This is a genomic window from Burkholderia sp. 9777_1386 (assembly GCF_015712265.1).
Classification (GTDB): domain Bacteria; phylum Pseudomonadota; class Gammaproteobacteria; order Burkholderiales; family Burkholderiaceae; genus Burkholderia; species Burkholderia cenocepacia.
In genome coordinates this window covers 34,617-49,533 of the sequence record NZ_JACCQB010000047.1, presented here as the reverse complement: position 1 = coordinate 49,533, position 14,917 = coordinate 34,617, and the positions used below count along the sequence as shown (strand labels likewise).

Here is a 14,917-nt window from a genome sequence, read left to right as displayed (position 1 = left end):
TAGTGGCTGTGCTTCTTACGCAGCCCCTGTTCACCATGCTCGCGATAGCTCGCCACCCAACGTCGCACCATCGTCCTGCCCACTCCGTAACGGTGAGCAAGTGTCTTGGTGCCGGCCTCTCCAGCCAGGTACGCCTGAACCACTCGACGCCGAAAACGTTCGTCGTACTTCGTCATGAAAAACACCCCAAAGGTTGGATCTAGTCCAACTTTTGGGGTGCAGTTCAAAAACCGGCCGTTTATTTTTTTCCGCCGCATGCGGCCGTCATGATTTCCCGCAAACCCCGGTGCGTCACCGGGGCGAGCAACCACCCCACCCTGGCGGAGACATCATGAAAAGAAGGCACACCCTCGGCACGCTTGCGCTGCTCTGCGGCGTCGGCATCCAGTGCGCGACGTCGGCATGGGCCGACGAACCGAAGAAGGTCGCGTTCGTCGACACGGGCAACACCGGGCGCAGCGTGATGGCGGAAGCGATTGCCGGCCAGTTGATCGCGCAGCGCCACGCGCATGTCGCGGTGATTTCGCGCGCGGTCGACGAGGATCCGTACGACGAAAAGCCGGAGGAGAACGGCGTGATCCTGATGAAGCGCCGCGGGATCGACACGTCCGCGCATCGCGCGGCGCAGTTGAACGCGAACGACGTCAAGCATTCGGACGTCATCCTGACGATGACCGACAAGCACAAGGAAAAGGTGCTCGCGCTCTATCCGTCGGCGGCCGGCAAGGTGTTCACGCTGGCCGAGTACGCGAGCGGGAAACACGTCGACGTGCCCGACGCATGGGGCAAGCCGATCGACTTCTACGAATCGGTGACCGCGCAACTCGATACGTACATTCCGGCGGCGCTCGACAAGGTCGCGACCGCCGTGCCGGCGAAGCAGTAGCGCGGGAATCTGCCGGCTCGCGGTACACATCGCGAGCCGGCAAACCCTCCACCCAGTCGTTCCTCTCGCTCTCCGTCTCCGAGCGCATCCCCCCTCATCACGCCATCGATACCGGCCATTTGGCCGAATCGTCGCGCGCCCGACCGGATGAAACAATGATCGTCGTCCGGGAGGTCCGCTCCATGCCCTGAAAGCCGAACCATGAAGACGCTGCATGCGCGTCGGCTGTGAAGCCATTGCATGCGACCCGATTCGTTCCATTGATTTTTTGTAGCTTATAAGTTACAATGCTCTCCAAGTTCGAACTGCTTCGCTATCAGCGCGACGACGGTCGCGAGCCTTTCACCGAATGGCTGAACGCCGTGCGTGACAAGCTCGCGCAGGCACGCATCCGCGAGCGCCTGCGCCGCGTGCAGACCGGCAATTTCGGCGACTGCGAGCCGGTCGGCGAAGGCGTGGCCGAACTGCGCGTCCATGTCGGCGCCGCTATCGCGTGTACTTCGGCCGGCACGACAGCGCCCTGGTGCTGCTGTTGTCAGGCGGCGACAAGGCGAGTCAATCCGACGACATCCGGCGCGCAAAGGAACACTGGTCGAACTGGAAACGGAGGCAAATGTGAACAAGCTCAAAGGCGCGGTATCGCACCACGACGCAGAGGTCGCCGAACTCGGCGCCGACCGCGAGCTCGCGGTCGCCTATCTGCGCGTCGCGATGGAGTCGCTCGACGACCCGGACAACCGCGCGGCCGGCCTGCTCGCGCTGCGCACGGTCGCGGAAGCGTATGGAGGGCTCGGCGCGGTCGCGGCCGAAGCCGGCATCAGCCGCGAATCGCTGTATCGCACGCTGTCCCCGAACGGCAACCCGACGCTGAAGACCCTGCTCGCGGTGCTCAAGACCGTCGGCCTGCGCCTGTCCGTCGTTCCCGCGCAGCCGTCGCACGCGTAAGGGGCGCACGGCACGCGCGGCCCCTCACGGCCTCACCATCCACACCAGCAGCATCTCGTCCGGCGCGACCGTCACTCCCGCCGGCCGATGCGCGATCGTCGGCTCGACCGCCAGCGCCTGCGCGATCGCCGCCGCATCGTCGATCGTCGTCGTGCGCACGATCGTCATCAGCCGCGCCGGCCGGCGCAGCGTCTCGCGATACAGCGCGCCGTACCACAGCGGCCGCATGCCGAGCGCATCCTGCAGCACGTACGGATAACGCCACAGCCGCAGCACGAAACGGCTTTCCGGGTGGGCCGGGTCGATATGGACGAACACGCGCCGCGTGCTTTCGCCATGCGTATAGCGCGGCAGCACGGGCAGCGTATCCGTCGGCGCCTGCGGCAACAGCCAGCGCAGCGCGGTGGCCGGCGACCACGGCGTCGCACGCTGCCAGCCGGCCTGCGCGAGATGCCGGTCGAGCGTGTCCGACGTCGCGCTCCATTGCAGCGGCAGATATTCCTCGCGGTCGCCGCCGATCTCGGTACGCCGCGTCGGCACGCGCTGCCAGCCGCCGCGCAGCCACTGGTCGACGGTCATCGCGACCACGTCGCCGACATGCGGACGCGCCGCGCGATCGAGCTGCCATTGCGCGGGCACCGTCCATACGCCGGCCGTCGCGAGCACGACGACGACCGCGACGAGCGCGCCTCTCGGCTGCACATGCTCGCGCACGCGCCAGTACGCATAGGCGCCGGCGAGCAACGCGAACCACGCGAGCCCGAGGCTCCATCCGCCCAGCAGGCCCGACAACCAGGTGTCGCCGACGTACAGCCGCGCGAAACCGCCGAGCACGATCCACAGCACGACCGCGGTCACGACCGGAATGCGCCACAACGCGGGCCGGTCGCGCGTGAGCACCCAGCCGAGGCCGCTGCTCGCGAGGATCGCGAACGCGGCGTCGGCGTCGGGCAGCGCCACGTGCGGCGCGCCGGGCGGCAGGCTCGCGGGTGTCGCGCCCGGCACGCCTCCGCCGAACACCGGCACGAGCACGACGGCGACGCCGACCGTCGCGAGCCACCACGCAGCCGACAGCCAGCAGCGATGAATCATCAGCCAGACGAGAAACGCGGCCGCGACGATCAGCCCCGTGTCGTGCCCATGCAGCACGGCGAGCGCGCTCATCGCGGCGTCGACGGGCGGCGTGCGCAGGTTCTGCAGGAACGCGTACAGCGCGATGTCCGCGTGCATCAGCGGATCGTTCGCGACGACGTCCTGCACGATGCCCGCGAACAGCCACACACAGCCGATGAACAGCAGCGCGAGCACGGGCACCGCGCCCGGCAACCCGCGCAGGTACGCGATCCCGTCGTGCAGCCGCGCGCCGAACCGCGGCCAGCGGCGCGCGCAGGCATGCAGGGCTTCGGCGAGCGCACGGCACAGCAGCGGCCAGCCGCGCCGCAGCGCGATGCGCACGCCGATCCACACGAGCGCGACCAGCGCGGCGACGACCAGCAGGATCGCGGCGACCCGCACGCTGATCGCCGCGGCCAGCGCGGCCGACGCGCCGAACAGGATGCCGGGCGCGACGTGGACAGGCGCCCACACGAGCGCCGAGATCACGTTGACCGGATAGAACGACCGGCGCGGCAGCGTCGCGCAGCCGACGACGACCGGCACCACCGCACGCACCGGCGCGAGAAAACGCGCGAGCACGATGCTCTTCATGCCGTGACGCAGCACGAATTCCTCGCCGCGCGCGTAGGCGTTCGCATAGCCGAAGCGCGCCCATGCGTTGCGGATCATCCCGCGGTAATGCCGCCCGAGTTCGTAACTGATCCCGTCGCCGATCACCGCGCCGACGGCCGCGACGCCGATCGTCGCCCACGCGTCGAGCGCGCCCGCGCCGATCAGCGCGCCGGCCGCGAACATCACGGCGCCGGCCGGCACGATCGTGCCGATCAACGCGATCGCCTCCGCGCAGGCGGCCACGAACACGATCGCCAGCACGAGCAGCGGATGCGCGCCGATCGCACCGATCCACGCATGGATCGTGTCGCTCATCACACGCTCCCGAACGGTGCGGCCCGGCGCGCGAACGGCGGGCCGGCAGGGGCATTGGATACGTTCATCGCGACATGCGCACGCTCGCGCCGGTGTCGGGGTCAGGGGTCAATCGAATTCGTGTTGTCGCGCGTCGGCCTCGAGCGGCGCATCGTGGTAGCCGACCGTCGCGACTTCGTGCAGATAGCGCGCAAGAAACGCGCCGATCGAGCCGGCGGCCTCGTATTGATGCACATGCCGGAATTCGTGAGTCAGCAGGCGGCGCGTGTCCTGCCCGCGCAGCACGTACACCGCATGGCCGAGCGTGAGGCCGATCGTCCCGGGCGCGAGCAGCCCGGTGTCGCGGGCGAGCGCGGCAAGCGTCGGCGTGTCGGGAAACGGCATGCGATCGACGGCCGTCACGCGGATCCGCTCCGGTTGCGCGACGCCCACCGTGCGCGCGTCGTCGGCTTGTGCCGGCGTCAGCGGCGTGCCCCGCGCGAGCCCGCGCGCCGCCTCCGCTTCGGCCCACGCGACAGCGGCGGGCAATGCGGACGGCAGGATATCGGCAAGGTCGATCATCGCAGGACTCCTTGGTTGACGCGAGTGGCATCGGGCACCAGTTTAGTCCCGAATCGGACCGGTTCGCGGACCGGTTGCCGTGATGCCGCGCCGGCCCCGCGCGGGTGCCACGATCACCCGGGAATACCCGGATCCGGATGCGCGTCGCGCCGTACCCTTTCCCGTGAATTATTTCGTTTCAGTGCACATTCCGCGTTAAACCCTCCCGAAAATTTCTCGAACGAGTACCGTTTTCGGGTCCGGGGGCATATATTGGTCAGAAGAACGGCCGCGGCGACAACCGGACGGCAACACGCGGCGTCATCCCGAAGAGGATCGCTGGAAGATGATCAGGGTAATTCTGGCTGACGATCACGCAGTCATGCGGGACGGACTGCGTCACATCCTGGAGATGGCCGGCGGTTTCGAGATCGTCGGCGAGGCGAGCGACGGCTCGGGCACACTCGCGCTGGCCGAGCGCACCGTCGCCGACGTGCTGCTGCTCGACCTGTCGATGCCCGCGCCGACCGGCATCGAGCTGATCCGGCTGGTCAAGCGCCAGGCGCCGTCGCTGCGCACGCTCGTGCTGACGATGCACGCGGAAACGCAGTATGCGGCGCGCGCATTCAAGGCTGGCGCCACCGGCTACCTGACGAAGGACAGTGCGACCGCCGAGCTCGTCGAAGCCGTCGGCAAGGTGGCCGCGGGCGGCATCTACGTGAGCCCGTCCGCGGCCGAAAGCCTCGCTCGCACGCTGCGCGCGCCGGCTCAGGTATTGCCGCACGAGCGACTGTCCGCGCGCGAACTCGACGTGATGCGCCGCATCGTCGCCGGCCAGACGGTCACGCAGATCGCGTTTGAACTCGCGCTGAGCGCGAAGACGGTCAGCACGTACAAGACGCGCATCCTCGACAAGATGGCGCTGCCGCACGAAGCCGCCCTGATCCGCTACGCGGTGCGCCACGATCTCGACCTCGGCGCCGACGACGCATGATGGCCGCCTTCCGCTTCCCCTCCGCACCGCTGCCGCCGCCGCCGAACGACGACGATCCGGATACGTCGCGCCTGTTCATGTCGTCGCTGCCGCCGGGCCGGCGCGAGCGGCGGCTCGCGCTCGCGACGGTGCTCGTCTCGGCCGTGATCTTCGCCGCGCTCGCACCGTTCGCCCCCCTGCCGCTCGCGCCGGGCTGGGCGTTCATTCCCGTGTACCAGTCGGCGATCGTCGTCAACGACATGGTGACGGCCGGCCTGCTGCTCGGCCAGTACGCGATCCTGCGCGAGAAGCCGCTGCTCGTGCTGGCGGGCGGCTACCTGTTCACGGCGTTCATGGCCGGCACGCACATGCTGACCTTCCCCGGCCTGTTCGCGCCGCGCGGCCTGCTCGGCGCCGGCGAACAGACCACCGCGTGGCTGTACCTGTTCTGGCACGGCGGCTTTCCGCTGTCGGTCGCCGCGTACGCGCTGCTGCGCGCAGCGTCGCGCGGGCGCGTGGCTCCGGCCCCGCAGCGCCGCGCGGCGATTCCGGTCGTTCTCTGCATCGCGGCCGCGATCGGCGCGACGGTCGCGCTCGCGCTGCTCGCGACCGCCGGCCACGACCTGTTGCCGCGCATCATGAGCGGCAACAGGATGACCGCGACGATGACGAACGCGATCACGGTCGTCTGGGGGCTGAACCTCGTCGCGCTGATGCTGATGTGGCGGCAGCGGCGCCGCCATTCGGTGCTCGATCTGTGGGTGATGACGGTGCTCGTCGCGTGGCTGTTCGACATCGCGCTGTCGTCGATGCTGAATCACGGCCGCTTCGACCTCGGCTTCTATGCGGGGCGTGCGTACGGTCTCGTCGCGTCGGGCGTCGTGCTGTTCGCGATGCTGTTCGAGAACGGCCGGCTGCATGCGCAGACGGTGCGCGCGCTGGCCGGCGCGCGCTACCAGCATCTGCTCGTCGCGCAGAAAAGCGCGCAGTTGAACGAGGCGAACGAACGGCTCGAACAGCGCGTCGCCGCGCGCACCGCGCAGCTGAGCGCGTCGAACCGCGACTTGCGACGCGAAGTCGAGGAACGCGTGCGCGCGGAGCGGGCGCTGCAGGCGTCGCGCGAGGAGTTGCGCGACATCGCCGCGATCAGCGCCAGCGCGCGCGAAGCCGAGCAGCGCCGCATCGCGCGCGAACTGCACGACGAACTGGCGCAGACGCTCGCGACGCTGAAGAACGATCTCGAATGGCTGATCGACCGCGTGCCGCAGGACGACGCGTCGCTCGCGCGCAAGATCGCGGCGATGCATGCGCTCGCGCGCGGCGCGGTGGCCGCGACCCGCCGCATCGCGTCGGACCTGCGCCCGCTGATGCTCGACGATCTCGGCTTCGCGGCGGCGATGCAATGGCTCGTGGAGGATTTCCGGCACCGTCACGGGATCGCGTGTGCGCTGCACGTCGAGCCGCCCGAATTGCAGCTCGACGAGCCGTATGCGACGGCCGTGTTCCGCATCGCGCAGGAAGCGCTCGCGAATGTCGCCCGGCACGCGGCCGCGTCGCATGCGAACGTCGAACTCGTGTGCGGCGGCGAAGCGATCGCGCTGACGATACGCGACGACGGCGCGGGCTTCGATCCCGCGGTGCCGCGCAAGTCGAGTTCATTCGGGCTGGTGGGGTTGCGCGAGCGTGCGTATCTGGTCGGCGGCACGCTGCGGATCGCGACGACGCTCGGCGAAGGCACGACGGTCGAGGTGGAGATTCCGCGGGTGCCGGCGCCTGTGGCGGTCGCGCATGGCGTGGACGGGGATTCGCGAATCAATCGCTGACCAACGCGCAACGACAACCACCGCATCGTCACGTATCAGTGGTAATCATCTTCCCGTTGGTGTCGTACGGCTAAAATCGTAACTTGCTCGGCTGCTTCAATCTCGAACAGCAGGACATAGCCCGACGTGCCGAAGGACACGATCAGCTCGCGCAAAAATGGATTTCCGTGATCGACCTTGCGGCATGTGAACGGAAACATGCGGAGCATGGCGACACCTGGTTCGATCGCGTCCACAGCCCGCGCCGCCGCATCCACATCACGTTCGAGCAAGTATCGATACATCCGTACCAGATCCTCACGGGCCGCACGTGTATATCGGACCCGATAGATCAATCAGCCGCCTTCGCTGCACGCGCAGCCTTCAGCATACCCTCGAGTTCGGCCTGCACGTCGGCGGCATCGACGTATTCACCGGTACGACGCGCCTCGTCGCGCGATGCGAGGCCACGGGTTACAAACTCGCGTTGCAGACGGCGACGTGCGATCCCGTCGCGCAGCGCCGACTCCATGAACGCAGACAACGTCTCGTTTTCCTCAAGGACCGACTCTGCCTCCTCCCGCAATTGCGGATCGACACGCAGCGCCGGCATGGTCGCGGTTTTCATCGCACACTCCATGTATTACATATGTAATGCATGGTAGCACACTCACTTTTTCGCGTGCAGTCAGCCATTCGGCCTAACCCACGTATCCCGGGCCAAGCCGCGCCCCATCACGCCCGCGCCGCCACCATCCCCCGCTCCGAGCGCGTCCACGCGACCAGCGCGCCGACGCCGAGCAGCGCGAGGCACACGATCGGCACGATCATCGGCCCGAACGCGGTGCCCGTCACCTTGCCCGCGAACGGCATCAGGTTCTGGCTGAAGAAGCCACCGAGGTTGCCGATCGAGTTGATCGCCGCGACGCTCGCGGCCGCCCGCGCGCCGGTGAAATAGCGCGGCGGCATCGACCAGAAGCACGGATACAGCAGCGGGATGCACGCGCCGCCGAGCACGAGCGCGATGAAGCGCAGCGGCGTCGACGGCAGCACGAGGCTCAGCAGAAAACCGAGCGCACCGAGCGCCGCGACGATCGCGATCGTGCGCAGGATGCTCTTCGCGCGCCGCAGCTTCGACGGCAGCCACACCAGCAGCACCACCGCGAGCGCCCACGGCAGCATGCTCAGGAACCCGTTCGTCGTGCTCGACACGCCGAACGACTTCACGATCGTCGGCAGCCAGTACGTGACGCCGTACAGCGACGTCGACATCAGCATGTAGGTCGCCGCGAACAGCATCACGCGCGGATCGAGCAGCGCCTTCCACGGCTGGCCGTGCTCGGCCTGCGCCGGCTTCTCGCGCTCCAGCGCGGCCGCGACGATCTGCTTCTCGCGCTCGTCGAGGAACCGCGCTTCGCGAAACGATGCGGGCAGCACGCGGAACACGACGATCGCGACGACCACGGCCGGAATGCCCGTCGCGACGAACACCCACTGCCAGCCCGCGAGCCCCCACACGCCGTTCAGGCTCAGCAGCAGGCCGCCGACGAGCGAGCCGAGCATGTTCGCGAGCGCGCTGCCGAGCGTGAAGATGCCGAGCACCTTCGCGCGGTAGCTCTGCGGGAACCACAGCGTCAGGTAATAGATCACGCCCGGATAGAAACCGGCCTCGGCGATGCCGAGCACGAAGCGCAGCGAACAGAACGCGGGCATCGACGTCGTGAAGCCCATCAGCACCGTGATGAGCCCCCACGTCAGCATGATCCGCGCGAGCCACACGCGTGCGCCGTAACGATGCAATGCGAGCGTGCTCGGCACCTCGAACAGCAGGTAGCCGATGAAGAACAGCGACGACGCGAGTCCGAACGCGGCTTCCGTCATTCCGAGGCTGTGCACCATCTGCAGTTTCGCGAAACCGACGTTCTGCCGGTCGATGAACGCGATCAGGAACATCACGACGAGGATGGGCAGCAAGCGCCGCGCCATCTTCGACATGATGCGCTGTTCTTCGGCGGACGCGGGGTCCAGGGTGTCGGTAGCGTTCACTTCAGGCTCCTTGCGTGAATCGGTTGCATATCGGTTGAATCGGCGGGTTGATTCGGCGTCGCGCGTGACGAATGCGCCGGCGTCAGCGGGTTCGATGAATGGATTCGGTTGGCCGCAGGCGTGGCTCAACCCGACCGGTAGTCGTCGAGCATCGGCGCGAACATCTCGTGCCACGCGCGCGGCTTCGCCTTGATCGTGCCGGCCAGGTACAGGAATTCGACGTAGTCCATCAGCTGGTTCGGCAGCGCCGAGAAGCGCGTGTCGGGCGCGGCGAGCATCCGCATCACGTCGTCGTGCGACACGCCGACGCCCGACGACGTCGCATACAGCGCCGCCGCCGCACGCGGGTCCTGCGCGATCAGGCGATTCGCTTCGTCGAGCGCGCCGAGGAACGCGACGGCGAGCGCGGGCTCCGCATCGACGAGCCGCTTCGGCGCGAACACGACGTCGAGCGTCATCGGGCCGAGCACGTCGACCGAGCTCACCACGCGATGGATGCCCGGCTGCCGCAATTCGAGCGTCGAGAACGGCGGCGACGTAAAGTGCGCGGTCACGCCGTTCTCGCGGCGGATCAGCGCCTGCATCGCCTGCGGATGCGGCAGGTTCACGGTGATCGAATCGAGCTGCGCGAAATGCCTGGGGCCGAGCTGCCGGCTCGCGACCATCTGCAGCACGACCGCCGACAGCGACGTGCGGATGCCCGGCACCGCGATCCGGTCGGACGGCGCGAAGTCGCGCAGCGACACGAGGCCCGGCCGGTTCGCGTTGAGCGACAGCGACGTGGTCGACAGCCCGCTGATGCCGATCACCTCGACGTTCGGAATGCCGCGCGCCCGCGCCCATAGCTCGATGAAACCCGGCGCGCCGGCGCCCGCGAAATCGAGCGTGCCGGCCATCATCGCGTCGTTGACGGAATTGCCGCCGTCGAGCAGCACCCATTCGACCGCGACGTCGCGCACGCCGTGGCGCGCCGCATGCCGCTCGAACAGCCGCTGCTTCTCCATCACGAGCAGCGGCAGGTACAGCACGCCATAGCCTTTCGAGATCCGCACCGTGCGCGGCTTCGCGCGCACCAGCGCCGGCGCCCCGAGCACGCCCAGCACGCCGAGCCCGGCGGCGATCAACGCGCGGCGACGCGGCGACGTCGTCATGCACGCACCGTCGACGTGCGGCGAACGGCCAGCCGCCACGCGCGGGCCGGCGTAGCGCCGCGGCGCGCGTTCGTCGTGCCCGTGACATGCTGCATGTTGCCGTCTCCTTGAATATTTCTGGTATTAATGCCGTCCTTGCATCCTGCTTCCGGCTCGACACAGGTTATCGACCGAGTCTGAGAAAATGCTGACATCCCGGCCTCGGGAAAACCCCTAACCCCTCTACCTGCAAACGGCACCATGCGTATTCTCGTCGTGGAGGACGATGCCGAAATCGGCGCGGCGATCCGCGGCCGCCTGGCCCGGCTCGGCCACGCCGTCGATCTCGAAACCGACGGCGCGACCGCGAACGGGCTGCTGCGCGTCGAGCGTTTCGATCTCGTCGTGCTCGATGCGAATCTGCCCGGCATGGACGGCTTCACGGTCCTGCGCAACCTGCGCGCGTCGGGCAGCACGACGCCCGTGCTGCTCGTCACCGCGCGCTCGGCGATCGACGACCGTGTGAGCGGCCTGGGCCTCGGCGCCGACGACTACCTCGTGAAGCCGTTCGACTACCGCGAGCTCGACGCACGCGTGCAGGCGCTCCTGCGTCGCAACAGCGGCCACGCGAACGACGTGCTGACGCTCGGCGGCCTCGTGATCGACCGCAGCAGCCGCCTCGCGGAACTCGACGGCCAGCCGCTGTCGCTGTCGCGCCAGGAATTCGCGCTGCTCGAAATCCTCGCGAGCCGCCCGCAGCGCATCTTCTCGAAGGAAGAACTGCTGAACCAGTTGTTCAGCTTCGGCAACGAGCCGACCGCGAACGCGGTCGAGCAATACGTGACGCGCGTGCGCAGGAAGCTGCAGGGCAGCTCGGTCGAGATCCGCACCGCCCGCGGGATGGGGTATCAGATTGCCGCGCATTGACTGGTTTCCGAAGACGCTGTTCGGACGCACGCTGCTGTTCATCGCGCTCGTCGTCGCGACCGGCGCGCTCGCGCTCGCGGCGATCGCGCGCTACTACGCGGGCGTCGCGGCCGAACGCGCGTACGACCAGTTGCTGGCGGGCGCGTCGATCCAGGTCGCGGAAAACCTGTACGTGCAAGGCGGCGTGCTCGCGCTGAATCCGCCGGTGGCCGCGCTGTCGACACTGTCGCGCTACGACCTCGTCTATTACAAGGTGGTGGATTCGCGCGGCGTCGTCGTGGCCGGCTACCACGACCTCGCGAGCCCCGCGACGCTCGCCGCCGCGAAGCAGGGCCCCGCGTTCGCGAACGCCGTCTACCAGGGTCACCGGATCCGCACCGCGACGATCGCACGCTACATGCCCGAGGAAAGCACGCCCGGCTGGGCGCTCGTGACGGTTGCGCAGACAACCAACGCGCGCCAGCAGCTGACGAACGACATGAGCCTCAAGGTGTGGACGCTGATCCTGCTGATGAGCGTGCTCGCGGTCGGTGCGAGCGGCCTCGCGATCCGGCGCGGCCTGCGCCCGCTCGCGCAGATCGGCGCGATCATCGCCGCGCGCGACCCGGCCGACCTGCGGCCCGTGGCCGTCGATACGCCGAGCGAAATCGACGCGATCATCGGGTCGATCAATGGCCTGATGCACCGCCTCGCCGAGCGGATCAACGCGATGCAGCGCTTCATCGCCGACGCCGCGCACCAGATGCGCACGCCGCTCGCGCGGCTCGACGCGCAGATCGAGCTGCTCGACGGCGAATCCGACCCCGCGCGTCACGCGGCGCGGCTCGATGCGCTGCGCGCGACCTCGTCGGACGTCGGCCGGCTCACCGGGCAGTTGCTCAATCACGCGATGGTGATTCATCGCACCGAGGCCGTGCCGCTGCAACCGGTCGACCTCGTCGCGCTCGCGAAGGAGGTCCTGGGCCGCACGATTCCGCTCGCCGGCGAGCGCGACGTGGCCGTCGCGTTCGCGAGCGACGCGCCGCATGCGTGGATCGACGGCGATGCGATCAGCCTGCAGGAAGCATTGTCGAACGTGCTGCACAACGCGCTGCTGCATGGCCATGCGGACGACATCGTCGTGTCGGTCGCGACCCAGGGCAACGCGGATCAAGCGGTGACGCTGACCGCCATCGACAACGGGCGCGGGATACCGCGCGAGCACTGGGACGCGGCATTGCAGCCGTTCGTGCGGATCGCGCCGGACGGCAGCGAGCGGCGCACGGGGTCCGGGCTCGGGCTCGCGATCGTGCAGGAAGTGATGAAGGCGCACGGCGGGCGCGTCGGGTTCGCATTTCCCGATGCGGGCGGGTTCGCGGTGGTGCTGACGTTTCCGCGGCCGGCGACGACGCACGCCGCACGCGACGCTTAGACAACCGCGGATCCGGCGCAGGTACGCTCGATCGAACGCCGCCGGGCGACACGCGTTCAGTCGTCGCTGTCCCGATCGTCGTCGGCGTTGCGCTGCGCGTGTCGCGCAACCTGTTGATCCAGCGCGTCGTACTGACGGTCGCAGAACAACCGGCACAACGCATCGACGTCGACGCGCCTTCTCACGTCGATCGTCTCGACGTGCTGCTCCAGTTTTCCCTTGCCGATCCCGAAGAGCCCCTTCTTCATCCGCATGGACACCACATTCAGCTGGAAGCCGTCCGAATGCGCATCCGTCAACGCAGTCACCCACAGCTCGCGCTGATCGTCGGCCTGCTGCAGCACGAGCGCCGGCAGCGGGCCGTCCTGCGTCTCGTTCCATTCGACGTGCTGGGCCGCCCAAGGGAACGCATCGAATGCGTGAACAAACGACGCGTAGTCGGTCGCGCCCTGCTGATCGAGCTGATTGAAATCGTAGCCGACTTTCTGGATGGAACAGGTCAACATGGCGCGGTGCTCTCCGTGGTGTCGATCGCGACAGAACGCCAATCTACCCCACATTTGACGACGCTTGGCAGCACCTGCTCGTCCACCTACACCGCCACCGCCTCCCCACCGAGATACGCATCGCGCACGCGCTCGTCGTCGAGCAGCGTTTTCGCGGGCCCTTCCAGCACGACGCGCCCCGTCTGCAGCACGTACCCGTAGTGCGCGATCTCCAGCGCGAGGCTCGCGTTCTGCTCGACCATGAACACCGTCACGCCCTGCTGGTTGATCGCGTCGATCAGCTCCAGCACCTTGTCGACGTAGAGCGGCGACAGTCCCATCGTCGGCTCGTCCATGCAGATCAGCTTCGGCCGCGCCATCAGTGCGCGCGCCATCGCGAGCATCTGCTGCTCGCCGCCCGACAGCGTGCCCGCGCGCTGCGCAAGCCGTTCGCGCACCCGCGGAAACAGGTCGAGCACACGCTCGTAGTCGTCGGCCACCGCCGCGCGATCGCCGCGCGTGTATGCACCCATCAGCAGGTTCTCGCGCACGCTCATGTCGGCGAACAGCCGCCGCGCCTCCGGCACGGCCGCGATCCCGCGCCGCACGCGCTGCGGCGTCGCGAGCGCCGTCACGTCGTCGCCGTCGAAACGCACGACGCCGCGCTTCGGCCGCATCAGCCCGAGAATCAGCTTCATCGTCGTCGACTTGCCGCTCGCGTTGCCGCCGAGCAGGCTGACGATCTGCCCGCGGCCGACTGCGAAGTTCACGTCGAAGTGCACCTGCACCGGTCCGTAGAACGTGTCGAGATGTTCGAGTTTCAGCAGCGCATCGGTCATGGTCGTATGGGGTTCCGGGGAAAGTACGCTCATGCGGCCGCCTGCACGGTCCGATCGGCCGACGTGCCGCCCGCATGACGGCGGCCGAGATAGGCCTCGATCACGCGCGGATCGTGCCGCACGTCGCGCGGCGCGCCCTCGGCGATCTTCACGCCGTTGTCGAGCACCATCACGCGGTCGGACACGCGCATCACGAGTTCGAGCTTGTGCTCGATCAGCAGGATCGTCAGGCCGCGCGCCTTCAGCGACTGGATCAGTTGCAGCATCTCGGCCGTCTCCGTCTCGTTCATCCCGGCCGTCGGCTCGTCGAGCAGCAGCAGGCGCGGATGCAGCGCGAGCGCGCGGCCGATCTCCACGCGCCGCCGGTTCGCATACGACAGGCTGTGCGCCGGATGATCGATGCGCGGCGTGAGCCGTTCGCCGAAGCCGGCGACGATCGCGCGCGCTTCTTCGCGCAGTTCGGCTTCCTCGCGCCGCACCGACGCGGGCCGCACGAGCGCGCGCAGCACTTCGGCGGCCGCGCCGAGCGCCGGCCAGCCCGGCCGTGCCGCGCGCAGCCGCGCATGCGCGCCGATCAGCACGTTGTCGAGCACGCTCAGGTTGCCGAACACGCGACCGTGCTGGAACGTGCGCGCGATGCCGAGCGCCGCGAGCCGTTCCGGTGCGGTGCCGGTGATGTCGCGTCCGTCGAACGTCACGCGGCCGGCGTCGGGCCGGTCGGCGCCCGCGATCAGGTTGAACAGCGTCGACTTGCCCGCGCCGTTCGGGCCGATCACGCTCAGCAGTTCGCCGTCGGCCAGCGTCAGGCTCGCGCCGTCGAGCGCGGTCACGCCGTCGAAGCGGCGCGTCAGGCCCTGCACGTCGAGCAGGGGTCGAGTGGTGATCATCGC

Annotated in this window: 16 protein-coding genes and 1 pseudogene; 7 read left to right on the top strand and 10 right to left on the bottom strand. The window is 68.4% G+C overall.

The annotated features are described in order from the left end of the window. Positions 1-176 (bottom strand): helix-turn-helix domain-containing protein (locus tag H0X91_RS27325; protein WP_196432814.1); only part of this gene is annotated, 176 nt, incomplete at its 3' end. A 155-nt stretch (positions 177-331) separates the two neighbouring features. On the opposite strand from H0X91_RS27325, the gene H0X91_RS27320 reads away from it, so the two are divergent. The 3 genes and pseudogenes from H0X91_RS27320 to H0X91_RS27310 all read left to right on the top strand — a co-directional run bounded on the left by H0X91_RS27320 (position 332) and on the right by H0X91_RS27310 (position 1,831). Then, positions 332-886 (top strand): arsenate reductase/protein-tyrosine-phosphatase family protein, encoded by a 555-nt coding sequence (locus tag H0X91_RS27320; RefSeq protein WP_006495654.1) that lies wholly within the window; start codon positions 332-334, stop codon positions 884-886. A gap of 287 nt (positions 887-1,173) precedes the next feature. Further along, a pseudogene (locus H0X91_RS27315) lies at positions 1,174-1,505 on the top strand (type II toxin-antitoxin system RelE/ParE family toxin). Beyond that, entirely contained in the window at positions 1,502-1,831 is a 330-nt protein-coding gene (locus H0X91_RS27310) for a helix-turn-helix domain-containing transcriptional regulator (RefSeq protein ID WP_006479699.1), read from the top strand. The pseudogene H0X91_RS27315 and the gene H0X91_RS27310 overlap by 4 nt, the downstream one beginning before the upstream one ends. 24 nt (positions 1,832-1,855) lie before the next feature. On the opposite strand, the gene H0X91_RS27305 is transcribed toward H0X91_RS27310, so the two are convergent. Together H0X91_RS27305 and H0X91_RS27300 are read right to left on the bottom strand one after the other, a co-directional pair. After that, positions 1,856-3,874, bottom strand: coding sequence for a VTT domain-containing protein (locus H0X91_RS27305; RefSeq protein ID WP_006493340.1), 2,019 nt, complete (start codon positions 3,872-3,874; stop codon positions 1,856-1,858). 108 nt (positions 3,875-3,982) lie between these two features. Beyond that, the gene (locus tag H0X91_RS27300) at positions 3,983-4,435 is read right to left on the bottom strand and encodes a hypothetical protein (protein ID WP_006482104.1); all 453 of its coding nucleotides are present in this window, start codon (positions 4,433-4,435) and stop codon (positions 3,983-3,985) included. 325 nt (positions 4,436-4,760) lie between these two features. On the opposite strand from H0X91_RS27300, the gene H0X91_RS27295 reads away from it, so the two are divergent. Then, the gene (locus tag H0X91_RS27295) at positions 4,761-5,408 is read left to right on the top strand and encodes a response regulator (protein WP_006495658.1); all 648 of its coding nucleotides are present in this window, start codon (positions 4,761-4,763) and stop codon (positions 5,406-5,408) included. Continuing rightward, entirely contained in the window at positions 5,405-7,210 is a 1,806-nt protein-coding gene (locus tag H0X91_RS27290; RefSeq protein ID WP_196433521.1) for a sensor histidine kinase, read from the top strand. The genes H0X91_RS27295 and H0X91_RS27290 overlap by 4 nt, the downstream gene beginning before the upstream one ends. Positions 7,211-7,245: 35 nt before the next feature. On the opposite strand, the gene H0X91_RS27285 is transcribed toward H0X91_RS27290, so the two are convergent. From H0X91_RS27285 to H0X91_RS27270, 4 genes are all read right to left on the bottom strand, one after another. After that, the gene (locus tag H0X91_RS27285) at positions 7,246-7,545 is read right to left on the bottom strand and encodes a type II toxin-antitoxin system RelE/ParE family toxin (protein WP_060267626.1); all 300 of its coding nucleotides are present in this window, start codon (positions 7,543-7,545) and stop codon (positions 7,246-7,248) included. Then, positions 7,542-7,817 carry a YlcI/YnfO family protein gene (locus tag H0X91_RS27280; RefSeq protein WP_006482105.1) on the bottom strand — a complete coding sequence of 92 codons (276 nt, stop codon included), beginning with the start codon at positions 7,815-7,817 and terminating at the stop codon, positions 7,542-7,544. The genes H0X91_RS27285 and H0X91_RS27280 overlap by 4 nt, the downstream gene beginning before the upstream one ends. Before the next feature lie 107 nt (positions 7,818-7,924). Continuing rightward, the gene (locus tag H0X91_RS27275) at positions 7,925-9,235 is read right to left on the bottom strand and encodes an MFS transporter (protein ID WP_027808611.1); all 1,311 of its coding nucleotides are present in this window, start codon (positions 9,233-9,235) and stop codon (positions 7,925-7,927) included. A 125-nt stretch (positions 9,236-9,360) separates the two neighbouring features. Next, positions 9,361-10,386, bottom strand: a complete 1,026-nt coding sequence (locus H0X91_RS27270) for an ABC transporter substrate-binding protein (RefSeq protein WP_196433520.1) — start codon at positions 10,384-10,386, stop codon at positions 9,361-9,363. Between the two features lie 240 nt (positions 10,387-10,626). On the opposite strand from H0X91_RS27270, the gene H0X91_RS27265 reads away from it, so the two are divergent. Both H0X91_RS27265 and H0X91_RS27260 read left to right on the top strand, forming a co-directional pair. Further along, positions 10,627-11,292, top strand: a complete 666-nt coding sequence (locus H0X91_RS27265; RefSeq protein WP_006486117.1) for a response regulator transcription factor — start codon at positions 10,627-10,629, stop codon at positions 11,290-11,292. After that, complete coding sequence (locus H0X91_RS27260; protein ID WP_112750758.1) at positions 11,279-12,703, top strand: sensor histidine kinase; 1,425 nt, start codon at positions 11,279-11,281, stop codon at positions 12,701-12,703. The genes H0X91_RS27265 and H0X91_RS27260 overlap by 14 nt, the downstream gene beginning before the upstream one ends. Positions 12,704-12,759: 56 nt before the next feature. On the opposite strand, the gene H0X91_RS27255 is transcribed toward H0X91_RS27260, so the two are convergent. The 3 genes from H0X91_RS27255 to H0X91_RS27245 all read right to left on the bottom strand — a co-directional run bounded on the left by H0X91_RS27255 (position 12,760) and on the right by H0X91_RS27245 (position 14,914). Continuing rightward, on the bottom strand, positions 12,760-13,209 hold the full coding sequence (locus tag H0X91_RS27255) for a hypothetical protein (RefSeq protein ID WP_084751305.1): 450 nt from the start codon (positions 13,207-13,209) through the stop codon (positions 12,760-12,762). Between the two features lie 86 nt (positions 13,210-13,295). Beyond that, the gene (locus tag H0X91_RS27250) at positions 13,296-14,060 is read right to left on the bottom strand and encodes an ABC transporter ATP-binding protein (protein WP_196433519.1); all 765 of its coding nucleotides are present in this window, start codon (positions 14,058-14,060) and stop codon (positions 13,296-13,298) included. Continuing rightward, positions 14,057-14,914, bottom strand: coding sequence for an ABC transporter ATP-binding protein (locus H0X91_RS27245; RefSeq protein WP_034202754.1), 858 nt, complete (start codon positions 14,912-14,914; stop codon positions 14,057-14,059). Before H0X91_RS27245 ends, H0X91_RS27250 begins: the two co-directional genes overlap by 4 nt. Positions 14,915-14,917 lie beyond the last annotated feature (3 nt).